19 protein-coding genes and 1 pseudogene are annotated in these 20,589 nt (G+C 64.8%); 14 read left to right on the top strand and 6 right to left on the bottom strand.

Going from position 1 to position 20,589, the window contains the following annotated elements; translation table 11 throughout:
- The first annotated feature begins 5 nt into the window (after positions 1–5).
- From HOP03_09685 to HOP03_09655, 7 genes and pseudogenes are all read left to right on the top strand, one after another.
- Positions 6–288, top strand: a pseudogene (locus HOP03_09685) (BrnT family toxin).
- Positions 275–508, top strand: coding sequence for a hypothetical protein (locus HOP03_09680; GenBank protein ID NOT88443.1), 234 nt, complete (start codon positions 275–277; stop codon positions 506–508). Before HOP03_09685 ends, HOP03_09680 begins: the two are co-directional and overlap by 14 nt.
- Positions 508–1,287 carry a tRNA (guanosine(46)-N7)-methyltransferase TrmB gene (trmB, locus tag HOP03_09675; GenBank protein NOT88442.1) on the top strand — a complete coding sequence of 260 codons (780 nt, stop codon included), beginning with the start codon at positions 508–510 and terminating at the stop codon, positions 1,285–1,287. Before HOP03_09680 ends, trmB begins: the two co-directional genes overlap by 1 nt.
- 3 nt (positions 1,288–1,290) lie before the next feature.
- Positions 1,291–3,132, top strand: a complete 1,842-nt coding sequence (locus HOP03_09670; GenBank protein NOT88441.1) for an SLC13 family permease — start codon at positions 1,291–1,293, stop codon at positions 3,130–3,132.
- A 298-nt stretch (positions 3,133–3,430) separates the two neighbouring features.
- A complete protein-coding gene (locus HOP03_09665; protein NOT88440.1) occupies positions 3,431–3,922 on the top strand; it encodes a hypothetical protein in 492 nt (163 codons plus the stop codon).
- 11 nt (positions 3,923–3,933) lie between these two features.
- Complete coding sequence (locus HOP03_09660; GenBank protein ID NOT88439.1) at positions 3,934–5,283, top strand: hypothetical protein; 1,350 nt, start codon at positions 3,934–3,936, stop codon at positions 5,281–5,283.
- Positions 5,284–5,599: 316 nt separating this feature from the next.
- Positions 5,600–7,150, top strand: coding sequence for a hypothetical protein (locus HOP03_09655; protein NOT88438.1), 1,551 nt, complete (start codon positions 5,600–5,602; stop codon positions 7,148–7,150).
- 75 nt (positions 7,151–7,225) lie between these two features.
- Here the strand turns inward: HOP03_09655 and HOP03_09650 are convergent, their stop codons facing one another.
- The 3 genes from HOP03_09650 to HOP03_09640 all read right to left on the bottom strand — a co-directional run bounded on the left by HOP03_09650 (position 7,226) and on the right by HOP03_09640 (position 10,730).
- Positions 7,226–8,713, bottom strand: coding sequence for an anthranilate synthase component I (locus tag HOP03_09650; GenBank protein NOT88437.1), 1,488 nt, complete (start codon positions 8,711–8,713; stop codon positions 7,226–7,228).
- Positions 8,714–9,069: 356 nt separating this feature from the next.
- The gene (gene yegS / locus HOP03_09645) at positions 9,070–10,014 is read right to left on the bottom strand and encodes a lipid kinase YegS (GenBank protein ID NOT88436.1); all 945 of its coding nucleotides are present in this window, start codon (positions 10,012–10,014) and stop codon (positions 9,070–9,072) included.
- A 26-nt stretch (positions 10,015–10,040) separates the two neighbouring features.
- Complete coding sequence (locus HOP03_09640) at positions 10,041–10,730, bottom strand: ribulose-phosphate 3-epimerase (GenBank protein ID NOT88435.1); 690 nt, start codon at positions 10,728–10,730, stop codon at positions 10,041–10,043.
- Positions 10,731–10,969: 239 nt separating this feature from the next.
- Between HOP03_09640 and HOP03_09635 the strand changes: the two genes are divergently transcribed.
- Entirely contained in the window at positions 10,970–11,806 is an 837-nt protein-coding gene (locus HOP03_09635) for an outer membrane beta-barrel protein (protein NOT88434.1), read from the top strand.
- A 60-nt stretch (positions 11,807–11,866) separates the two neighbouring features.
- Here HOP03_09635 and HOP03_09630 read toward each other — a convergent pair whose 3' ends face one another.
- Positions 11,867–12,196 carry a DnaJ domain-containing protein gene (locus HOP03_09630; protein ID NOT88433.1) on the bottom strand — a complete coding sequence of 110 codons (330 nt, stop codon included), beginning with the start codon at positions 12,194–12,196 and terminating at the stop codon, positions 11,867–11,869.
- A gap of 122 nt (positions 12,197–12,318) precedes the next feature.
- On the opposite strand from HOP03_09630, the gene HOP03_09625 reads away from it, so the two are divergent.
- From HOP03_09625 to HOP03_09600, 6 genes are all read left to right on the top strand, one after another.
- Complete coding sequence (locus HOP03_09625; GenBank protein ID NOT88432.1) at positions 12,319–13,248, top strand: phosphoribosylaminoimidazolesuccinocarboxamide synthase; 930 nt, start codon at positions 12,319–12,321, stop codon at positions 13,246–13,248.
- Positions 13,249–13,297: 49 nt separating this feature from the next.
- Positions 13,298–13,795, top strand: coding sequence for a DUF962 domain-containing protein (locus HOP03_09620; protein ID NOT88431.1), 498 nt, complete (start codon positions 13,298–13,300; stop codon positions 13,793–13,795).
- Between the two features lie 39 nt (positions 13,796–13,834).
- Positions 13,835–14,722, top strand: a complete 888-nt coding sequence (locus HOP03_09615) for a DMT family transporter (protein ID NOT88430.1) — start codon at positions 13,835–13,837, stop codon at positions 14,720–14,722.
- A 125-nt stretch (positions 14,723–14,847) separates the two neighbouring features.
- Positions 14,848–15,657 carry a hypothetical protein gene (locus HOP03_09610; GenBank protein NOT88429.1) on the top strand — a complete coding sequence of 270 codons (810 nt, stop codon included), beginning with the start codon at positions 14,848–14,850 and terminating at the stop codon, positions 15,655–15,657.
- 238 nt (positions 15,658–15,895) lie between these two features.
- Positions 15,896–16,711, top strand: a complete 816-nt coding sequence (locus HOP03_09605; protein NOT88428.1) for a hypothetical protein — start codon at positions 15,896–15,898, stop codon at positions 16,709–16,711.
- A 147-nt stretch (positions 16,712–16,858) separates the two neighbouring features.
- Positions 16,859–17,491, top strand: a complete 633-nt coding sequence (locus HOP03_09600) for a hypothetical protein (GenBank protein ID NOT88427.1) — start codon at positions 16,859–16,861, stop codon at positions 17,489–17,491.
- A gap of 799 nt (positions 17,492–18,290) precedes the next feature.
- On the opposite strand, the gene HOP03_09595 is transcribed toward HOP03_09600, so the two are convergent.
- Positions 18,291–19,148: an NAD-dependent epimerase/dehydratase family protein gene (locus HOP03_09595; protein ID NOT88426.1), complete on the bottom strand. Its 858-nt coding sequence runs from the start codon at positions 19,146–19,148 to the stop codon at positions 18,291–18,293.
- Complete coding sequence (gene nhaD / locus HOP03_09590; GenBank protein NOT88425.1) at positions 19,148–20,587, bottom strand: sodium:proton antiporter NhaD; 1,440 nt, start codon at positions 20,585–20,587, stop codon at positions 19,148–19,150. Before nhaD ends, HOP03_09595 begins: the two co-directional genes overlap by 1 nt.
- Positions 20,588–20,589: the final 2 nt, after the last annotated feature.

Genomic DNA, 20,589 nt, shown 5'->3' with positions numbered 1-20,589 from the left:
GGCTCATGCTCACATTCGATTGGGATGCGCCAAAATCGACCGCCAACCTGCGCAAGCACGGCGTATCCTTCGAAGAAGCCGCGACCGTGTTCGGCGACCCGCTCGCACTCACGTTCCCGGACCCGGACCATTCCGTTCGAGAAGCGCGCTTCATCACCATCGGACAGTCGCTGCAGGATCTACTGCTGGTCGTCGCGCACATCGAACGTGGACGCATGGTCCGGATCATCAGCGCACGCAGCACGCAAGGCCACTCGACACGAGCGAACGATCTATGAGCAGGACTGAAGCCATGCGGGTCGAATACAAGCGTGAAGACCTCGGCATCGGCGTCCGTGGCAAGTACTTGGGCAAATACGCGAAAGGCACGAATCTCGTGTTGCTGGACGACCGTGTCGCACAGGCATTCCCTAACGCGGACGCCGTCAACGAAGCCCTGCTGGGGCTGCTGGCCTTGGCCGAGAAAGCCAAGCCGGCCGGCCCAAAATCCCGCAAGCGCGGCACGTGATGCCGATGGCCACCGATCAGGCATACGACCAACCCTTCACGGTCGAACCCGGCCAACGCAAGATCCGCAGCTTCGTGCTGCGCCAAGGCCGTTTCAGCCCGGCGCAACAGCGTGCGTTCGACGAACTCTGGCCGCGCTTCGGTCTGGACTACACCGCCGGCGCGCGCGATTACGACGCGATCTTCGGCCGCAGTGCGCCGCGCGTGGTCGAGATCGGTTTCGGCAACGGCGAGGCGCTGCGTTTCGCCGCGAGGCAGGATCCGTCGCGCGATTACATCGGCATCGAAGTGCATGCGCCCGGCGTCGGCCGGCTGTTGAATGCATTGAGCGACGACGGCAGCGATCACGTCCGCGTCTACCGCCACGATGCGGTGGAAGTGCTGTCCCATGAAATCGCCGACGGCAGCATGGATGAAATCCGCATCTACTTCCCCGACCCGTGGCACAAGAAGCGCCACAACAAGCGCCGCCTGGTGCAGCCGGAATTCGCTGCGCTGCTGGCCCGCAAACTGCGCGTCGGCGGCCGTCTGCACCTCGCCACCGATTGGCAGGATTACGCCGGACAGATGTGGGACGTGCTGGACGCCACGCCCGGGCTGCGCAATCGCGCCGGTGCGCGCGGTCACGTATCGCGCCCCGATTGGCGACCGCAGACGCATTTCGAGACGCGCGGCCAGAAACTCGGCCACGGGGTGTGGGATCTGTTGTACGACAAGGACGCCGACGGCATGACCACCCACCCGACCATCGACCAGACGACCCGACAGATCACCGACTGAGCGATGGAGAACACCCTCACCCTCACCAGCGATATGCAGCTCGTCCTCGGGCTGACGGTGCTGACGATGGTGCTGTTCCTGTTCGAGCGCCTGCGCGCGGATGTGGTCGCGCTGGTGGTGCTGGTGCTGCTGGGCCTGACCGGACTGGTCGCGCCGGAAGATCTGTTCAACGGCTTCTCGGGCAACGCGGTCATGAGCGTGATCGCGACCATGATCCTCGGCGCCGGGCTCGATCGAACCGGCGCGCTGAATCGACTCGCTGCGTGGCTGCTGCGCCGCGCGCACGGCGTCGAGCATCGCCTGCTGCTGTTCACTTCGACCATCGCCGGCATCAACTCCGCCGTGATGCAGAATCCGTCGGTGATGGCGCTGTATCTGCCGGTGGCGTCGCGCTTGTCGTCGCGCACCGGACTGCCGTTGTCGCAGCTGCTGTTTCCGATCGCGACCGGGATCATGATGGGCGGCGCGCTGACCATGGTCGGCAATTCGCCGCTGATCCTGCTCAACGATCTGCTGGTTTCGGCCAACGCCAACCTGCCGTCCGGTTTGACCACGTTGAAACCGCTGCCGATGTTCGCGCCCATGCCGATCGGCTTGGCGCTGCTGGCGGCGGGTCTGGCGTATTTCCATTTCTTCGGCGGCAAGCGCCTGCACGAAAACGCCGCCGATGCCGGGGTCACCCCGGCGCGCACCGAAAGTTATTTCGCCAGCGCCTACGGCATCGACGGCGATGTCTACGAGCTCACCGTCACCGCCGACAGCCCGCTGGTGGGCATGTCGCTGCGCGAAACCGAAGACCTGCACGACGCGCCGCTGATCCTCGCGCTGAAGACCGGCAACGACTCGCGGCTGGCGCCGCCGGGCGATGCGCGGATCTGGGTGGGCAGCGTGCTCGGCGTGATGGGCCCGCGCCAGGCCATCGTCGATTTCGCACAGAACCGCTTCCTGCGCAGCAGCTCGCGGCTGCGCGAATTCGCCGACCTGTTCAACCCGGCGCGCGCCGGCATTTCCGAAGCGGTCGTTCCGCCCACGTCCACCTTCATCGGCAAGACCGCCACCCAGCTGCAACTGCGCAAGCTGCACAACCTGCGGCTGCTCGCGATCAACCGCGACAAGCAGGTGCTGCGCGAGAACGTGCGCGAGCAGCCGCTGCGCGCCGGCGACCTGCTGGTGCTGCACAGCATCTGGCAGGACCTGGCGCAGGCCGCGAGCAACCGCGATTTCGTGCCGGTCACCGATTACCCGAAAGCCGAGCAGCGCCCGCACAAGTTCAAGATCGCCATGACCATCTTCGGCATCACCATGCTGATCGCGCTGTCGTCGCGCATCCCCGCGTCGGTGGCGCTGATGACCGGCGTTGCCGGCATGCTGATCACCGGCGTGCTGAAGATGGACGAGGCCTACGCCGCGATCAACTGGAAGACCGTGTTCCTGATGGCCTGCCTGATTCCGCTGGGCTGGGCGATGGATTCCAGCGGCGCCGCCGCCTGGGTCGCGGCGCATTCGCTGGATCGCCTGCCCGAGGGCACGCCGCACTGGCTGCTGGAGATCGCGCTGGGCCTGCTGACCACCGCGTTCTCGCTGGTGATCAGCCATGTCGGCGCCACCATCGTGATGGTGCCGATCGCGATCAATCTGGCGCTGGCCTCCGGCAGCGACCCCACTTCGTTCGCACTGATCGTGGCGCTGTCGGCCTCGAACAATTTCATGACCGCGTCCAATCCGGTGATGTCGATGATCACCGGCCCCGCCGGCTACACCGCGAAAGAACTGTGGAAAGTCGGCGGCCCGCTGTGCCTGCTCTACACCGGCATCGTCGTGCTGGTGGTCAACCTGTTGTTCTGAGCATGCCGTTCCGGAGCATGCCGTTCCCGAGCATGCTGGGCCAGGCAGGACAACCGCCGACGAACGGTCGCGGCATTTGGCCGATTCCAGCCGCCCATTCCGTTCAATCCCCAGCAGGTTGCTGCGTTCGAAGGGGCAGACCGAACCGCAATCGCCCCGCCCACACGGTAATCGCATGAATCGTGCCGCATCCGGATTGGCCACCTGCCTCCTGGCGCTGGCCTGCGCCGCGTGCGACTCCCCGACCGCCCGACCCGACCCGACGGGTTCCCCATCCCACCACGCGAACAGGTTTCCCATGACCCAACTGCACACTCCCACCAACGCGGAAGACATCGGCCAACGCGTGCTGAAGCTCGTCGAGAACGTCCACGGACCGGACGACATCGCCCCGGCCCGCATCGAACAGCTCACCGGCATCAAGGTCGAATTCAATCCCGACGACACCAACGAATACGGCTTCAGCGGCCAGCTCACCGACGCGTGGGCCTACAACCTCGTGTCATTGCCCGAAGGCGCGGGCAAAAAGCCCTCGCGGATCATGTTCTCGTTCGACGACGAAAGCCGCAGCAACGCCGACATGGCGCCGATCTGCGCGCTCGACTTCGACGACTATGCCGCCACGCTGCGCGCCGCCGGCTTCGCGTCCAGCGCCACGCGCGGCAAGCATGACCGCATCGAATACTGGGACTTCGCGCGCGACGACGTGTCCGTGCAGATCTACGTGCGCGGCGAAAACGACGCCAAGGCCGAGCACGCCTGCGTTTCCAAACTCATCATCAACGCCTGAGGGATACGACCATGGCAGCAGTTCCCGACGACGTCCTGAAAAAAATGGCCGAAGCCAAGCTGGCGGCGGAAACCAAGCTCGAGAAGATCCTCACCGATTTCGAGACCGCCAACGACACCAAGACCCAGACCCCGGGCAAGAACCTGCGCGAACTGCTCGAGCATTCGCCGGATCTGAAAGCCCGCATCGTCGATTCCGTGTCCAAGGGCCACCTCGAGAAATTCGAGCTGCTCCCCAAGGGCGAGCACGCCGGAGGCAGCTACAGCCCCGACGACAAGGCCATCAGCCTGCCGCTGGACGAGCTGAACAAAGCGGGCAAGAACAAGGCCTCCGCCGCCGAGCTGGTGTTCGTGATGGGTCACGAGATCCAGCACTCGTTCAACAGCACCGCCAGCGACAAGGCGACCGACAAATTCGTCAGCGATGTCGACAAGATCGCCAAGGGTCCCGGTCCGCACGATTACACCGCGACGGTGAAAACCCTGATCCAGAACTATCGCGAGGACGAAGCCGGCGCGCACATCGGCGGTTTCAACGCGATCTCTTCGCAGGTGATGAAGGACAATCCCGCCGCCGGCCTGAAGGAGCTTTACAACGCGCATCCCGGCCGGATGGAGGACTTCATCGATCGCGGCGGCAAAGCGCCCGCGTTCACCTACGCGCTGAAGCCGGGACTGACGATGGAATCCGACATGACGCTCAGGGACTCTCCCGAGAACGTCAAGGCGATGGGCAAGTACTATTTCGACCAGCCGCCGAGTTCGGCGGGCCTCGGCGCCAAAGGCAACCAGGACTACCCGAACTACTACGGCGAGTGGGCGGTCAACGTCATCAACGACACCGAAAAGCAGGCGCTGGCCGACGCCAGGAAGCTCGATCCCAAAGCGGTCGCGCCCGAAGTGCAGTTGAACCTCAAGGACATCGGCCTGGACAAGTCGCTGATGGACACCGGGCTGAAATACACCGACACCAGTCCGAAAAAACCGATCGATGTTTCCGCGGGCGCACCGGAAACCGCAGGCGCACCGAAACCGGAACCCGCACTCTACGGCCAGGCGATGGCAGCGCTGGAAAAGCTGGACAGCGGCGTCGGCGGACAGGAGCTGCGCAACGTGGCGGCAACGATGGCGGCGCAGGCGGACAAGGCCGGGATGACCGAAATCAGCGGCGCGGTGAAAGGCAGCAACGGCAGCATCATCGCCTTCCAGGGCGACCCGTCCACCGATCAGGCCAAGCGCACCGCCGTGGATGTCGATACCGCGAAACTGCAGCCCGCGTCCAAAACGCTTGAGGAGATGCCGGAAAGCGCGAAGGTCGCGACAGCGGAAACGCCGCAGCCGCAGCGCAGCCAGGCGATGTGACCGTACGGCGAAAATCCTTTGCCGATCGCAACACGGAACGCCCCGCTCGATGCGGGGCGTTTTCTTTTTGCGCCAGGACACGCCGCATCCGCACGGCCGAAAGCCCACGCTGCTGAAAGCCCTCATGAAACGCCTTGCCCGAAAGCAGGCAAACGGATCGGCGAGCAGGATCGCAGACCGGAATGCAGGCCGGTTGGCTTCCAGTTGAGCGCTGCGGCAATCGCAGGCACGCAAATCATCCGCGCCGGATGTCGGCGACGTCTTGACAGCCTTCAGTCGGCATGAAACAAGAGGGAAAAAATGGAGGGACGCGACCATGTCCACGCCCGCAGAGCGCATGAAGGACGGCGACAGGACCGTCCCTGGCGACCCGGCGACACCAAAACAACGCGACCCGCTTGACACGCTTCTCGACGACTTCCAGAAGCGGCTTGCCGCCGACGAGAACCTGATCAAGAGCTTCAACAAGGAGCTCGAATCGAAGTCGCTTCCGCCCAGGCAGGACACCGAGCAGGAACGGCAGGCGATCGCCGCCAGGATGCGCAACAACCTCGAGCGCGCGATCGAATCATCGAGCGAGCTGCGCGCGGATATCGTCAATAAAATCAGCGAAGGACGGATCGAGAAATTCGATCTTTCGCCGATCAGCGATACCAACGCCGGCACTTACAGCCCATCCCAAAAGACCCTGAGTGTCCATCCCGTCTGGGCCTACAGCGCTGAAGGGCAAAGTGTCGCTTTCTACAAGCTTGTCGGCACGATCGGCCACGAGAAAGAACATTCCCAGGACAGGGAAGGATCCCAAGTCCGCTTCGCGAAGTACATCCGCGAACGCGGGGACGTTCTCAGCAGCCCAGATCGAGAACACGACTACACGGGCGTGGCGCAGAGCCGACTGGCCGAGATCAAGCCCAGTGAAACAAAGGCACAATTCGGATTCTACAATGCGATCGCGCTGACGCTCGACAAGAACATGCGAACGCCGAATGCGGTCGCGGAGAAGATGCCTGCTCGCGAAAGGAACGATTTCTTCGAGCCTGCGCCCGCCGGTTCGAAGGATGCCTGGAAATTGAGGCCGGGCCTGTCTTTGGATCCTTCCGGCAACGGATTGCTGCCCGTGAGCGAGACGAACCAGCGGACGCTTGAAACGTCATTCTACGAACGCCGGCAATACAACTACAGCGACGTTCTGGTCAGTTACCAGAACAAGAGTGGCGCTGATGTCATCAAGCAGATATTGCAGGTCGAGCGCGATGCGGGCAACAAGTCCGAGGTGCTGATCGACCTGAAACGCCTCGGTCTCGATCGCGAGCAGCTTGCGCCCCTGCTCAATCAAATCAAGCCCCCGGGCGTCTTCTACGACACCAGCGACAACGGGCGGGTGAAGATCGAAACAGACAAGCTGATGCCCAAGCCCGCGATCGCGCCGTCCAAGCCGGGAACCGCTGCCGGCGAAGCCATGCCGAAGGATGCGCCCGATTCAAAAAGCGGCGCCGGATCCGATCTGTTGCGACAGGCCAACAGTCGCCTCGCGCCGCTGTGGCACGGACTCGGCATCGAAGAAACGCGCGACCGCGACAACCTCAGCGCTGCCGTCGCCGATCGCGCGACGCGCGGCGGGCTGAAGACCATCGATCTGGTCGTGGCCAGCACCGACGGCAAGTCGGTGATCCCGATCGAAGGCAAGGACCCGACGATGCCATGGGTCAACCGGGTCGCGGTCGGGATCGCGGAAGGCCGCGAGCGGCCCTTCGAGCAGAGCCTGGCGTCGATCGAAAGCCACCAGCAATCGCTCGCGACGACACAATCTCCGCAACAGCAGGACGCCGGGCAACCAGGCATGAGCCGGGGGGCTCGCACGCTCTGATCGTGGGTCCGCGCGGCGCTCAGGGCCGGTGCATGGTTTTCTGTTCGCGAATCCAGAAAACGCGTGGACAGGCGCCTACAACCCCCGCGCCGCCTCTTCCACCGCTCGGAACAGCGCGCGGCCCTTGTTCATGGTTTCTTCCCACTCTTTCTGCGGGTCGGAGTCGTAGACGATGCCCGCGCCGGCCTGCACGTGCAGTTTGCCGTCCTGGATCACGGCGGTGCGGATCGCGATGGCGGTGTCGGCGTCGCCGTGCCAGCTGATGTAACCGATGCTGCCGGCGTAGACGTTGCGCTTCACCGGCTCAAGTTCCCGGATGACTTCCAGCGCGCGGATCTTCGGCGCACCACTGACGGTGCCGGCCGGAAAGGTCGCGCGCAGCACGTCGGCGTAGTTCAGGCCTTCCTTCAACCGGCCGGTGACTTCGCTGACGATATGCATGACGTGGCTGTAGCGCTCGATCACGAAGCGATCGCCCACTTCCACCGTGCCCGGCTCGCTGACCCGACCGACATCGTTGCGGCCCAGATCGATCAACATCAGGTGTTCGGCGCGCTCTTTGGGATCGGCCAGCAATTCCGCTTCCAGCGCGGCGTCCGCTTCGGGCGTCTTGCCGCGCGGGCGGGTGCCGGCGATCGGGCGCACCGTGACTTTTCCGTCCTCCAGGCGCACCAGGATTTCCGGCGACGAGCCCACCACCTGGGTGCCGCCGACATCGAGGAAATACATGTACGGCGACGGATTGAGCGCGCGCAGCGCGCGATAGACATCGACCGGGCGCGCGCGGAACGGCACCGACAGCCGCTGGCTGAGCACGACCTGGAAAATGTCGCCGGCACGGATGTATTCCTTCGATTTCTCGACCGCGGCGATGAAACCTTCGCGGGTGAAGCCGGAGACGAAATCCGCTTCGCTCAGGCCGGTCGAATCCAGGGTTTCCGGATACCCGGCGCCGCCCTGGCGCAGACGATAGGTGAGCGCATCCAGCCGCCGGTTCGCGCGCGCCCAGGCCTGCGGTTCGCGCGGGTCTGCGTGGACGATGAGATACAGTCGGCCCTTGAGGTTGTCGAACACCGCGACCTCGCGGCTTTCCATCAACAGGATATCGGGCGTGCCCAGTTCGTCACGGCGGTCCGGATGCACGCCGCCGCCGCGCAGTCGCGGTTCGATGTATTCGATGCATTCGAAACCGAACCAGCCGACCAGACCGCCGGTGAAACCGGGCAGGCCCGCGAGGCGCGGAATCTTCTGTGCGGTGCGCAGGCGTTCGACTTCGGCCAGCGGGTCTTCGACCTCACGCGCCTCCATCAAATCGCCCAACTGGGTGACGTACAGCGTATGCCCGGCGAACGCGTACACGCGATGCGCGGGCAGGCCGATGATCGAGTAGCGGCCGAAGCGCTCGCCGCCTTCGACCGATTCGAACAGATAGGTGTACGGGCCATCGGCCAGCTTGAGATAGACCGAGAGCGGCGTATCGAGGTCGGACAGCACCTCGCGCACCACGGGAATCAGGGTATGGCCGTCGTCGGCGTATTGCTGGAACTGTTCGAACGAGATCACGCGGAAAATCCTTGAATGAAACGATGCGGGAGGATGGCGGGCCGGCTCAGCGGCGCCATCGCCCGTTCGCGCTCACGGCGGGTGTTGCGGCCGGGCGATGATGATCGGTGGTCTCGTTCATGTTCCTCCACATGCTAGCGATTTCGGCCCGCTGCCGCACCCTCGGGCGCAGGACGACATGGAAACGACCGCCTGCTGTCACCGCGCGGTCATCGGCGCGGCGGAGAATCGAAGGCCATCGCAGGGACGAACGAAGGAGGCGGGATTGCCTCCGATCCTTCCTGGAAAACGCCGGCTTGCCGGCGTTTTCTTTCTGCGCCGAAGGCATGGCGCTCACGTGTATGGCCGCGCGCCACTCAGCCCGGCTCGGCATGCGCGGTCAGCAGCACGCAGCCGGCAGGCAGATGCATCCGCAGGCGTCCGGGGATGCATTCGATCCGGAACGCGCGCGCTGCGACGGGCTCGCCGTCCAGGTTGAGGGTGAGCGGTGGGTCGGCGGCGATCCGCAGCCACGGCGACCGCACTTGCGTCGACACGCGTTCCAGCGCGGCCTGCTTGCCTTCGGCAATCAGCGTGCCGATGGTGGCGGCGAATTCGCCTTCGATCGTCGGCACCAGGGTGACATCCAACAGGCCGTCGTCGATGCACGCCTGCGGGCACAGGACCTGGCCACCTCCGGCCTGGCGGCCGTTGCCGATGCCCAGCGCGATGAAATCGCCCGCCCATGCGAAATCCACGGCTTCGAAACGCGCGCGGATGGGTTCGACGCTGCCGATGCGCGCCAAGCCGCTGACCACGTAAGCCAGACCGCCCAGCATCTTCTTCAGGCCTTCCCCGGTCTCGGTGGTGACGGTGGTACCGAAACCGCCGGACGCCAGATTGATGCACCATTGCTGCTCGCCATCGGCATCGATGCGCAGCAGATCCACCGGCTGCGCCATCGACGTGCAGGCCAGATCGAGCGCTGCTTCGGCATCGACGGGAATCCCCGCTGCGGTGGCGAAATCATTGGCGGTCCCCAGGGACAGCACCGCCAGCGACGGCAGCGCATCGGCGGGCGCATCGCGCTGCGCCAGCGCCGCCGCGACCTCTCGCAGCGAGCCGTCGCCACCGCCGGCGATCACGGTGCGCGCGTTGGCGGCGATGGCTTCGTCGACGAAGCGCGCCGCGTCTCCCGCTTCCCAGGTGACGCGGACCGCCAGCGACACGCCGCGTTCGCGCATCGCGGCGACGGCCAGCCTCACCTCGGCGTCGTGCGCCTGTTTGCCGTTGAGGATCAGCCAGACCGCGTGTGTGCCGATCGTGGCGTGGGTCCCACCGGGTTGGTTCACGCGCGGCGTACGGCAGCGACCGCCGCCTTCATCTGCGCGACCACCGCAGCGTAATCGCGCTGACCGAAAATCGCCGACCCCGCGACGAAGGTATCCGCACCGGCCTGCGCGATCCCGGCGATATTGTCGGGCTTCACGCCGCCGTCGATTTCGAGGCGGATCAGCTTGCCGGTCCGCGCCGTCACCGCGTCGATGCGCTGGCGCACCGCACGCAATTTATCCAGCGCAGATGGAATGAAGCTCTGGCCGCCGAAACCCGGGTTCACCGACATCAGCAGCACCAGATCGAGCTCGTCCAGCACGTAATCCAACACCTCGACCGGCGTCGCCGGATTCAACACCACGCCGGCCTGGCAGCCCTGCGACTTGATGAGTTGAATGGTGCGGTGCACGTGGCGGCTGGCTTCGGGATGGAAGCTGATCAGCGACGCGCCGGCCTTGGCGAAATCCGGCACCAGCCGATCCACCGGCTCCACCATCAGATGCACATCGATCGGCGCGGTCACCCCGTGTTTGCGCAGCGCCTCGCAGACCAACGGCCCGATGGTGAGATTGGGCACGTAATGGTTGTCCATCACGTCGAAATGCACCCAATCGGCGCCGGCCGCGAGGACCGCATCGACCTCCTCGCCGAGCTTCGCGAAGTTGGCGGACAGGATGGATGGGGCGATGACAGTGGATTGCATGGGGCGGAGCTCGGGCGGGCAAGCGGTCATTGTCGCCTCCGCAAGGGGACGGGCCAAGCGCGGATGTACGCGCCGGACCGGATGTTCATATCCGTGGTTCACGCCGGGCATTCCCGCCGGGTGCATCCGGATCCGGCAGGCGCCCGTATTCCATGACGAGCGCGCACCCGCCGGAGACTGGTCGCGTCGCACGGATGGGCGGATTACGCCGCCCGCACGATCCCCCAAGGAGAAACCCAATGACCCTGCCCAAGCACGCCCCCGTCATCCTCGCTCTGCTCACCGCCTCTGCCGCACAGCCGGCGCTGGCGCAATCTTCCGACGAATGGACCGGTGGCTACATCGGCGGTTTCGTCGGCCAGATCATGGATCCCGACGACGGTTCCGACCGGTTCCTGTTCGACACCAACCTCGACGGCCAATTCGGCGACACCGTGACCACCGCTGCGAATGCCGATGCGTTCTCGCCCGGCTCGTGCAACGGCGTGGCGCGCGGCGCGACCCCGGCCGCCGGCTGTGAAAGCAACAGCGGCGGCGCCGACTGGGGTCTTCGCGGCGGCTACGACTGGCAATTCGGCAACTGGGTGGTGGGCGTGGTCGGCGAATACGGCATGGACGACGCGCGCGATGCCGTCTCGTCATTCAGCACCACTCCGGCGCGCTACACCATGCTCCGCAAGGTCGACGGCATGGCCGCGATCCGCGCCCGCGTCGGCGCCGCGTTCGGCGACAGCGGCGAGAACCTGGTGTATGTCACCGGTGGCTACGCACGCGCCAGGATCGAGAACACGTTCCTGACCAGCAACGGCGTCAACACCTTCAGCAACAACGGCGACGGCAACGCTTCCGGCGCTCAGATCGGTATCGGCTACGAGCGCCGGATCGGCGCGTTCGCGGTGGGCGTGGAATACATCCGCACCCAGCTGAGCGACGACGGATACCGCGTGCGCGCACAGGGTCCGGCGCCGGCCACCAATCCCTTCATCCGCCAGAACCCGAACGGCACCGACTTCCGCCGCAGCGACGACGACTTCGATCTGGACAGCGTGCGCCTCACCGCGACTTATCGCTTCTGATCCGCAGCACGGATCGGTATGCGCACGGGATCGCCGCTTCGGCGGCGGCCCCGTATTTCTTCAGCGTGCGCGGCGCAGGGTCTGGATGCGATCGTAGGCGCCGTTGATCTCACTCGCCTTCTCTTCCGCCAAGCGCCGCAGCTCATCCGCCACGCCCACCAGCTTGTCGGGGTGATATTGGCTGATCAGCCGCCGATAGGCCTGTTCGACTTCGGCGTCGGAGGCATCCTCGGTCACGCCCAGCACGCGGTAGGGCGTGTCGCGGTTGCTCTTGAACCAGTCGGCATCGAAGGCGTGACCCAGCAGCAGGCCGAGCAGGCCGCCCGCCGGATGCCGCAGCAGCAGCCAGCCCGCGATGAATCCCAATGCTTTTCCGTACCAGCGCGTCATGGCGGCCAGTTTACAGGTCCCGACCGATGAGACGAGCGTCCGCGAAACCGCTCGGCAGGGGCCGTCATCCCGGGCCGCACGGCCTTACACTAGGCGGCCCGACCGCTTCCGATGGACTGCGCGTGGCGACCACTCTGCTCGAATCCGACCTGCCCGGCCTGACCCTGCGCCATCGCGGCAAGGTCCGCGATGTCTTCGATCTCGCGCCGGACAGACTGCCTGCCGAAGCGCGCGACCAAGGCCCGCTGTTGCTGATGGTGGCCACCGACCGGCTCAGCGCGTTCGATGTGGTGCTGCCCGACCCGATTCCCGGCAAGGGCGAGATGCTTTGCCAGATCAGCAACTTCTGGTTCGACAAGACCGCGCACATCCTGCCCAACCATCTGACCGATATCGACGTCGCCAGCGTGCTGCCGGCCGGCGTGGACGCCGCGCTGTACGCCAGGCGCGCGGTGGTGACGAAGAAACTCAAGCCGGTGCCGGTGGAAGCCATCGCCCGCGGCTATCTGATCGGCAGCGGTTGGAAGGACTACCAGCGCACCGGCCGGGTCAGCGGCATCACGCTTCCGAACGGACTGCGTCAGGCGGAACAGTTGCAGGAACCGATCTTCACGCCCTCGACCAAGGCCGCCGTCGGCGACCACGACGAGAACATCGATTTCGATACGATGGTGAAAACCGTCGGCGCCGAGCTGGCCGAACAGGTGCGCGACGCGACCCTGCGCCTCTACCGCTACGCCGCCGCCTACGCCGCACAGCGCGGCATCCTGCTGGCCGACACCAAATTCGAATTCGGCACCGACGCCGACGGCCGCCTGTACGTGATGGACGAAATGCTGACCCCGGATTCGTCGCGCTACTGGCCCGCCGACGAATACGAAGTCGGCATCAGTCCGCCGAGCTACGACAAGCAGTTCGTCCGCGACCATCTGGAAACGCTGGACTGGAACAAGACCGCACCGGGCCCGCGCCTGCCGCAGGACGTGATCGATCGCACCCGCGCCAAATATGCGGAAGCGTTGCAGCGGTTGGCGGGCATCAGCGTCGATTGACGCGATCATTCCACGACACCACATCGACAAACACTTCGAGGACATTGCGATGAATGCGAATACCGGAACTGAAGCGCACCTCGAACGCCCCATCGACCGCTGGTTCGACAAATACTCGTCGGATCACATCAACCCGACCAACCAGAAGATCCACGTCATCGCCGTACCGACGATCCTGTGGACGGTGACCGCGCTGCTGTGGTGCATTCCGGTGCCGGGCACGTGGTTCAGCGCAGGGTTCTGGGCCGCGATCGCCGCGTTCTTCGCGTGGATGTTCTATTACCGCGCCTCGCGTCCGCTCGGCTTCGGCATGCTCGCGGTGCTGATCGCGATGCTGTGGTTCAACCGCTGGCTGTACGCGACTCTGGGCGGCACGCGGATGCTGCAGGTCGCGATCGCGGTGTTCGTGCTGGCGTGGATCGCGCAGTTCATCGGCCACAAGATCGAAGGCAAGAAGCCGAGCTTCTTCACCGATGTGGTGTACCTGCTGATCGGACCGGCCTGGGTGCTCGGCAAGGCCTATCGCAAGCTCGGCTGGAAATTCTGATGCCGAACGGCCCGATGCGCAGGCCGCGAATGCGTGACGATGCCTGAGCGCCACTTCGGCCGGCGCGACATTGCGCTGGCGCTGTTGATCTGCACCGTCTGGGCCGGCAATTTCCTGACCTCCGCGCATGCGCTGCGCGAGATTCCGCCGTTCCTGTTCAGCGCGCTGCGGATGGGCATGCTCGCGGTGTTGCTGTGCGCATTCGTCAGACTGCCACCGCGCGCGCAGTGGCCACGGCTGATCGCGGTGGCGCTGCTCAACGGCGCGCTGCATTTCGGCACCAGCCTGTGGGCGTTGCGCATGGCCGGCGATCTCTCCTCGCCCGCGATCGTGATGCAGAGCTATATCCCGATGTCGGTGCTGCTGGCGTGGTGGCTGCTGGGCGAACGCTTCGCATGGCGCACCGGTTCGGCGATCGCGCTGAGCTTCGCCGGCGTGCTGGTGCTGGGCTTCGATCCGCTGGTGCTGGATCACCCTGCGTCGCTGGCGATGATGCTGTTGGCGGCCTTCCTGATCGCGTTGGGAACGGTGTTCATGCGCGGCCTGAGCGGGATCGACGCATTGAACCTGCAGGGCTGGACTGCGCTGATCGGCATCGCACCGCTGCTGATCATCAGCGCGCTGATCGAGCCCGACGGCTTCGCCGCGCTGCGCGATGCGCACTGGAGCAGTTGGGGCGCGGCGCTCTACTCGGCGGTCTTCGCATCGCTGATCGGACACAGCGTGTTCTATCGCCTCGTCCAGCGTCATCCGGTGGCCACGGTCATGCCGTATCTGCTGCTGACGCCGGTGTTCGCCGTGGCGTTGGGCATCCTGGTCTGGGGCGACCGCCCGGGTCCGCAGCTGTGGATCGGCGGTGCGATGGTGCTCGGCGGCGTGCTGGTCATCGCGCTGCGCGCCCGTGCGAAGGCCCTGTCGACGCACTGACATGCATGACGTTCGGCGTCATCGCCGCGCGGCGGGTGTCCGGTTCACCGGACCGCTTACGTGACTTCGGGTGAGGTTTCCTCATCAAGGCCGATGGATCGGCATCCATTCCCCCGGAGTTGGACATGCGCACGCCCCACAGCAAACTCTTCCGCTACTGCACGATCGCCGCTTGCGCGGTCGTGGTCGCCAACGGCTGCCGCCTCGAACGCAGTCCGCTGCCGAGCATCGCGAACGCGACGCCGTCGGAATTCTGTCCCGGCGACACGGTCCGCGCCAGCTTCGATTACCTGGGCAGCGAAACCTGTCGCGACGCCACCGCCTGCGAGATGCAGTTTCCGACCGTGACCATGACGAGTACGCCGGAATCGTTCCCGCCACAGTCGATCCGCAATTACGTGGGCGGCGTCGATTTCGTTCCGGCCGCCGATGTCGTCACCTTGAACTACGGCATCGATCGCGACGCGGTACTGGTACTGACCAGCCGCACCGATGCAGAAGGACGCGTAGTGAACGTTTCGCGCAGCGTTCCGCGCACCCAGGCGCAGACGATCCGGCGGATCACCGGATCGAGCGAAACCGAACTGCAGCATGCCGGCATGTGCGACGGTTCGACGCCGGTGAACGCACCGGCCAACTTGAACGGCGACCCCCGGCGTTCGCCGAATCTGCGCTTGGCCGAGCTGTGCAACATCAACGGCGTGCCGGTGTCGGTGACGCTCAGCGGCAGCGCGCCGGGCACGACGTACACGCAGACATTGGCGCCGCGCGAATGCCTGAATACCGGCATGCCGGGCGTGCCTGCGGGCATCAACGCGTCCACTGTCGTCGAAGTCAGATCGCTGGTCGCGGATCCTTCGACACGCTGCAGCGCGACCGGCCCCAGCACGCCGCCACCGCCGCTGCGGACGCTGGCGCGCAGAGGCTGCGCCTGAGCGGAACACGGCGACATCTCCATGCGCGATCACGCGGGCGTCGCGATGCGGCCCGCGTCTTGTCCTTCGCCGAAGCGCAAACGTTCGCTGCATGCAGCAGCGATACGGTATTGGATTCGATCGGGCAGAACATCCTGATCGGACGAACATCATTTCGATGACCTGTGGCGCATTGTTTCGACGTGTTAGCTGTTTGTACGCATTTTCGAACAACCGCACTCATCAACAGGGCAACCGCATGCACATCCTTCAAAGCCACTGGTTCCGCATCCCGATGATCGCCATCTGCTCGGTCGTGGTCGCCACAGGCTGCATCATCCACCGCGGGAATCTGACGGGGCCTGGATATGCCCGCCTGGAGCCGAACAACTATTGCCCCGGCGATACGCTCACCGCCTCCGTCGATTTCCTCGGCACCGACGTGTGTCCGCCCGATGCCAGCTGCGCGAGTTTCTTTCCGACCGTCGCCCTCAGCAGCACGCCCGCAGCGTTTCCGGCGCAATCGATCACGAACTACACCGGCAACGTGAGTTTCACTGCACCCGACGCGGAACAGGTGAGCGTGCTGTTCGACCCAGACCGCGACAGCGTGCTGGTGCCGACCGCCGAAATCCAGCCCGAGGGTCGCGTCTTCCTGCAACGAGAAAGCCTCAACCAGACGAGAATCGCCAGGCGCATCGCCACAGTCAACCAGGAGTTGGTCCACGGCGGCATGTGCGCAGGGAGCGCGCCGGTCAACAGCTCGCAGCCATTGCCCGGTCCGCCGCAATTCTCGTCGAACCTGCGACTCACCGATCTGTGCAACGTCAATTCGGTGGCCGTGGTCGTGACCTTGTCCGGCGGCGCGGATGGCACATCGTTCACGCAGACGATGTCGCCCGGCGAATGTCTGAACGCGATGCCCGGCGTGCCCACCAGCGTCGAAAACGCGCGCACGGTTGAAGTCAGGCCTGTCAGCCCGGCTCCCGGCACGCGTTGCGACTCGACGGGCACGATGGACAACAACGTACCGCCACCGCCGCTGCGCACGCTGGCACGGATGTCTTGTCGCTGACATTCGTCACATGACGCTGTGGCCTGAAGATCACTCCCGCCGCGTCGCATCGCGCAGGCCTTCGCACCGACGCGAACCATGACCGCCCGTTCCGGACACGGCCTCTGATCCACACCACCTTCCTCCCACTTTCCACGAGATGCCGCCATGAACATGATTCGATCGCTCTCCTGCATCGCACTCGCAGTGACGCTGACCCTGGGTTCCGCGCTGTCCGCGCACGCAGCCTCCGCCACCAGCCAGCTCTACACCTTCGACAAGACCACCTACAGCGGTGCGCTCAATGTCTCCGTCGATCTGTACGCACCGCCGGACAAGTACGGCAAGGTCGGCGCGCCGCAGCGCTATCCCGCGACGCTGTTGTTCGAGCGCCCGGATCGTTTCCGTCTCGTGCTGCACCCCGGCGCGAAGGACGAATTCCGTGCGGTGGCGCAAGCCGGCATCGTGAATTGGCTCGATCTGGCCACCGGTATCTCCGGCAAGGACGCCGCAGACAAGATCACCGATCCGCTCGCGATCGCGCTGCTCGGATCCGCCGGCGAACTGCTGCGCTTCAGCGCCCCGAAGGATCTGGTGTTGTCGAAGGGCAGCAAGATCAGCGGCGCGCGCTTCACGCCGAAGACCTGGGGCAGCGGCGTGACGAGTGGGCTGGCGTGGTTTTCGTCGGCCGGCCAGCCGATCGGTTTCGAATTCCTGCTGCACGATCAGACACGGGTGTTCGTTTCGGTGCTGAGCTTCAAGCAGAACGTGAAGACCAATCCGGGCGATTTCCAGCTCTGATCGGCGGCGTTGTTATTTCGGCGCTTTGCGAACTCGTGTGGGTCATGACTTTGCGCATGACCTTCGGTGCGGCGACTGGAACCAGCTTGTGATTTCCGACTGAATTTTCGGGGCGCAGCCGATGTCTGTTATGGGTAAAGCCTGGAGCCTTTTTCGCGCTGGTGCGCGAGTTACTTTCTTTGGCGCAAAGAAAGTAACCAAAGAAAGCATTCAGGTCCAATTCTAAACTGCCAGCTGAAGCGAAGCCGGGATTTTTCGATGAGGCGTCCTGCCTCATCGAAAAACGGCGCACGTCCTGTGCGCCGCCCTCCGGGTCTGCAACCTAGTCCGACGACGCCACGGTCTGGACATCAATGGGACGATGCGGATTGTTGGAATTTTGACAACGAGCGGACGACATCACGACATGCTGCAGCTGCGATGCATGAAAACGAAAGCAAGCGGCGGAACTACTGCTTGGATGCCAACAGAGGGCAACGTCCCGATAATCTTGCAGACACGGCACGCTATCCCCTGATTGGAGACCCGGAGGGCGATGCACAGGATGTGCATCGTTTTCCGATGAGACAAGGATGTCTCATCGGAAAATCCCGGCTTCGCCTCAGATCGTAGGTTTGAATTGGACTTGAGGTGTTTTCTTTGGTTACTTTCTTTGCGCCAAAGAAAGTAACTCGCGCACCAGCGCGAAAAAGGCTCCAGGCTTTACCCATAACAGACGTCGGCTGCGCCCCGAAAATTCAGACATCAATCACGAAAAAACCATGAGCGAATTCAAAGCCAACAGAAACCCTGATTATTCCTACACCGGAAACATCGCCGCATTCGGCCTGAAACCCCGCGGTGAATAACCGAAATCGCGCTGCGCATCCGCCGGATCGAACACCAGATCGCTGCGCATCCGCGCCACCGCCGCCTCGTTGAAATCCAGCGCAAAACCCGCCGCATGCGCAGCCGCAAGGACCACATTGAACACCGGCGAAGTCACCTCGTGCAGCCTCGGCGGCGGCGACAGCGCCGCCAGCACTCTGGCCACCATCTCGCGATAGGTCAGCGTTTCGCCGCCGGGCAGCGCATAGCTGCGACCGAACGATGCCTCGGCGTCGATGCAGCGGAACGCGGCATCGGCCAGATCGTGCACATGCACCGGCTGGCGCAGGCCATTGGCATCGCGCGGCAGCACGACCCGGCCGAAACGGCGCGCGACCTGCGCGATACGGTGCAGATTGCGGTCGCGGCCCACGCCGTAGACCAAGGTCGGCCGCAGGATCGTCACCGCGACGCCGCGTTTCGATCCGACTTCGAACAGCACGCGCTCGCCTTCGCGCAGCCGCCCGGCCAACTCGCGCTCCTCGGCGTCCGCGGAACCGCGCTTCACGTCGATGCTGGTCGAACCGAACGCGACGACGCGCGGCGATTCCACCTCGGTGCGCGCATACCACTGTGCGAACAGATCGAGCGGGCCGCAGCTGAAGATCGCATGCGAGTGTCGAGGCAACCCTTCCACGCGCGCCAGATCGCCCTGCAACCAGGTCAGCCCGGGTTGCTCAGGGTGCGCGCTGCGCGACACCGCGTACACGCGCCAGCCGTCGTCGCGCAGGCGATCGAGCAGCGGCAGACCGATCTGCCCGCTGGCGCCGAACACGAGTGCGGTCTTCATCAGAAATACCTTGCGTTCACTGCGATATGCACCGCGATGCTCGCGGCGTAACCCAACGCGATCGCCCACGTCCATTTGAGGTGGCTGAAGAACGTGTACTGCCCGCGCGCCTGGCCCATCAGCGCGACGCCCGCGGCGGAACCGATCGACAGCAGGCTGCCGCCGACGCCTGCGGTCAACGTCACCAACAGCCACTGGCCCACGCTCATGTCGGGATCCATCTGCAGCACCGCGACCATCATCGGGATATTGTCGAGGACCGCCGACATCAGGCCGATCAGGATATTGGCTCTGGTCGCGCCCAGCTCGCCGTAGAAATACTGCGAGCCCAGCGCGAGATAACCGCAATATCCGAGCGCGCCCACGCACATGATCACGCCGAAGAAGAACAGCAGCGTGTCCCATTCGGCGCGCGCGACCTGTTCGTAACTGTCGAAGGCATCGACATCGCCGGGCGCGCCCTGACGGTCGAATTCGTCGGCTTCGATCTTGCGCGCGGTGCGCGAGAGCCGCCAACCGTAGAGTTTCAGCAGCGCCAATCCGGTCATCATGCCCATGAACGGCGGCAGATGCAGGAACTGGTGGAAGCCGACCGCCAGCGCGATGGTGACCGCGAACAATGCGACGATCGCGCCCGCGCCGCGCTTGGGCGACACCTCGTCGGTGGTCGCTTCCGGCGCGCCGGTAGGCACCGCGAAGTGCATGCAGACCGCCGGCACCAGCCAGTTCACCAGCGCCGGCAGGAACAGCGCGAAGAACGTCCAGAATTCGACCCGACCGCTCTGCCACACCATCAGCGTGGTGATGTCGCCGAACGGCGTGAACGCACCGCCGGCATTGGCGGCGACGACGATGTTGATGCAGGCCATCGCCACGAACTTCGGACTGTCGCGCCCCACCGCCAGCACCACCGCACACATCACCAGCGCTGTGGTGAGATTGTCGATCAGCGGCGACAGCGCGAAGGCCAAACCACCGGTGACCCAGAACAGCGCACGATAGCCGAACCCGCGCCGCAGCAGCCGCACGCGCAGCGCTTCGAAGAGATGGCGCTCGCTCATCGCGTTGACGTAGGTCATCGCCGCAAGCAGGAACAGCAGCAGTTCGGCGAATTCGAGCAGATAGTCGCGCACCGCATGGTGGGCGAGTTCGGACTGGCCCTGCTGCGCGGAAGCGATCGCCAGAATGGTCCAGATGGCGCCCGCCGCCAGCATCACCGGCTGCGATTTGCGCAGCTGCGTGTACTCCTCCGCGATCACCAGCAGGTAGGCGCCGACGAACACCGCGATGGCCGCATACCCGGCCCAGTGCGCGGTGAAGTCCAGGCCCGCACCGGAGGCGAACGCGACGCCCGGCATCGACAGCAGCGCGGTCGCGAGCGGATAGCGGACGTAAGACATGCGTGACAGCGGGAACATGCGCGACGCTCGCAGCGACATCG

This window comes from Lysobacter sp., from assembly GCA_013141175.1.
Taxonomy (GTDB): Bacteria; Pseudomonadota; Gammaproteobacteria; order Xanthomonadales; family Xanthomonadaceae; genus Lysobacter_I.
The sequence above is the reverse complement of the archived record's forward strand: the minus strand, read 5'-3'. Positions and strand labels throughout refer to the sequence as shown.

Coding starts and splice junctions, on each gene's coding strand:
- HOP03_09670 (NOT88441.1), top strand. CDS start 1,291: ATGGAGAACACCCTCACCCTCACCAGCGATATGCAGCTCGTCCTCGGG.
- HOP03_09640 (NOT88435.1), bottom strand. CDS start 10,730: ATGCAATCCACTGTCATCGCCCCATCCATCCTGTCCGCCAACTTCGCG.
- HOP03_09635 (NOT88434.1), top strand. CDS start 10,970: ATGACCCTGCCCAAGCACGCCCCCGTCATCCTCGCTCTGCTCACCGCC.
- HOP03_09660 (NOT88439.1), top strand. CDS start 3,934: ATGGCAGCAGTTCCCGACGACGTCCTGAAAAAAATGGCCGAAGCCAAG.
- trmB (NOT88442.1), top strand. CDS start 508: ATGCCGATGGCCACCGATCAGGCATACGACCAACCCTTCACGGTCGAA.
- HOP03_09680 (NOT88443.1), top strand. CDS start 275: ATGAGCAGGACTGAAGCCATGCGGGTCGAATACAAGCGTGAAGACCTC.
- HOP03_09595 (NOT88426.1), bottom strand. CDS start 19,148: ATGAAGACCGCACTCGTGTTCGGCGCCAGCGGGCAGATCGGTCTGCCG.
- HOP03_09600 (NOT88427.1), top strand. CDS start 16,859: ATGAACATGATTCGATCGCTCTCCTGCATCGCACTCGCAGTGACGCTG.
- HOP03_09630 (NOT88433.1), bottom strand. CDS start 12,196: ATGACGCGCTGGTACGGAAAAGCATTGGGATTCATCGCGGGCTGGCTG.
- nhaD (NOT88425.1), bottom strand. CDS start 20,587: ATGTCGCTGCGAGCGTCGCGCATGTTCCCGCTGTCACGCATGTCTTAC.
- HOP03_09605 (NOT88428.1), top strand. CDS start 15,896: ATGCACATCCTTCAAAGCCACTGGTTCCGCATCCCGATGATCGCCATC.
- HOP03_09665 (NOT88440.1), top strand. CDS start 3,431: ATGACCCAACTGCACACTCCCACCAACGCGGAAGACATCGGCCAACGC.
- HOP03_09655 (NOT88438.1), top strand. CDS start 5,600: ATGTCCACGCCCGCAGAGCGCATGAAGGACGGCGACAGGACCGTCCCT.
- HOP03_09620 (NOT88431.1), top strand. CDS start 13,298: ATGAATGCGAATACCGGAACTGAAGCGCACCTCGAACGCCCCATCGAC.
- HOP03_09615 (NOT88430.1), top strand. CDS start 13,835: ATGCCTGAGCGCCACTTCGGCCGGCGCGACATTGCGCTGGCGCTGTTG.
- HOP03_09610 (NOT88429.1), top strand. CDS start 14,848: ATGCGCACGCCCCACAGCAAACTCTTCCGCTACTGCACGATCGCCGCT.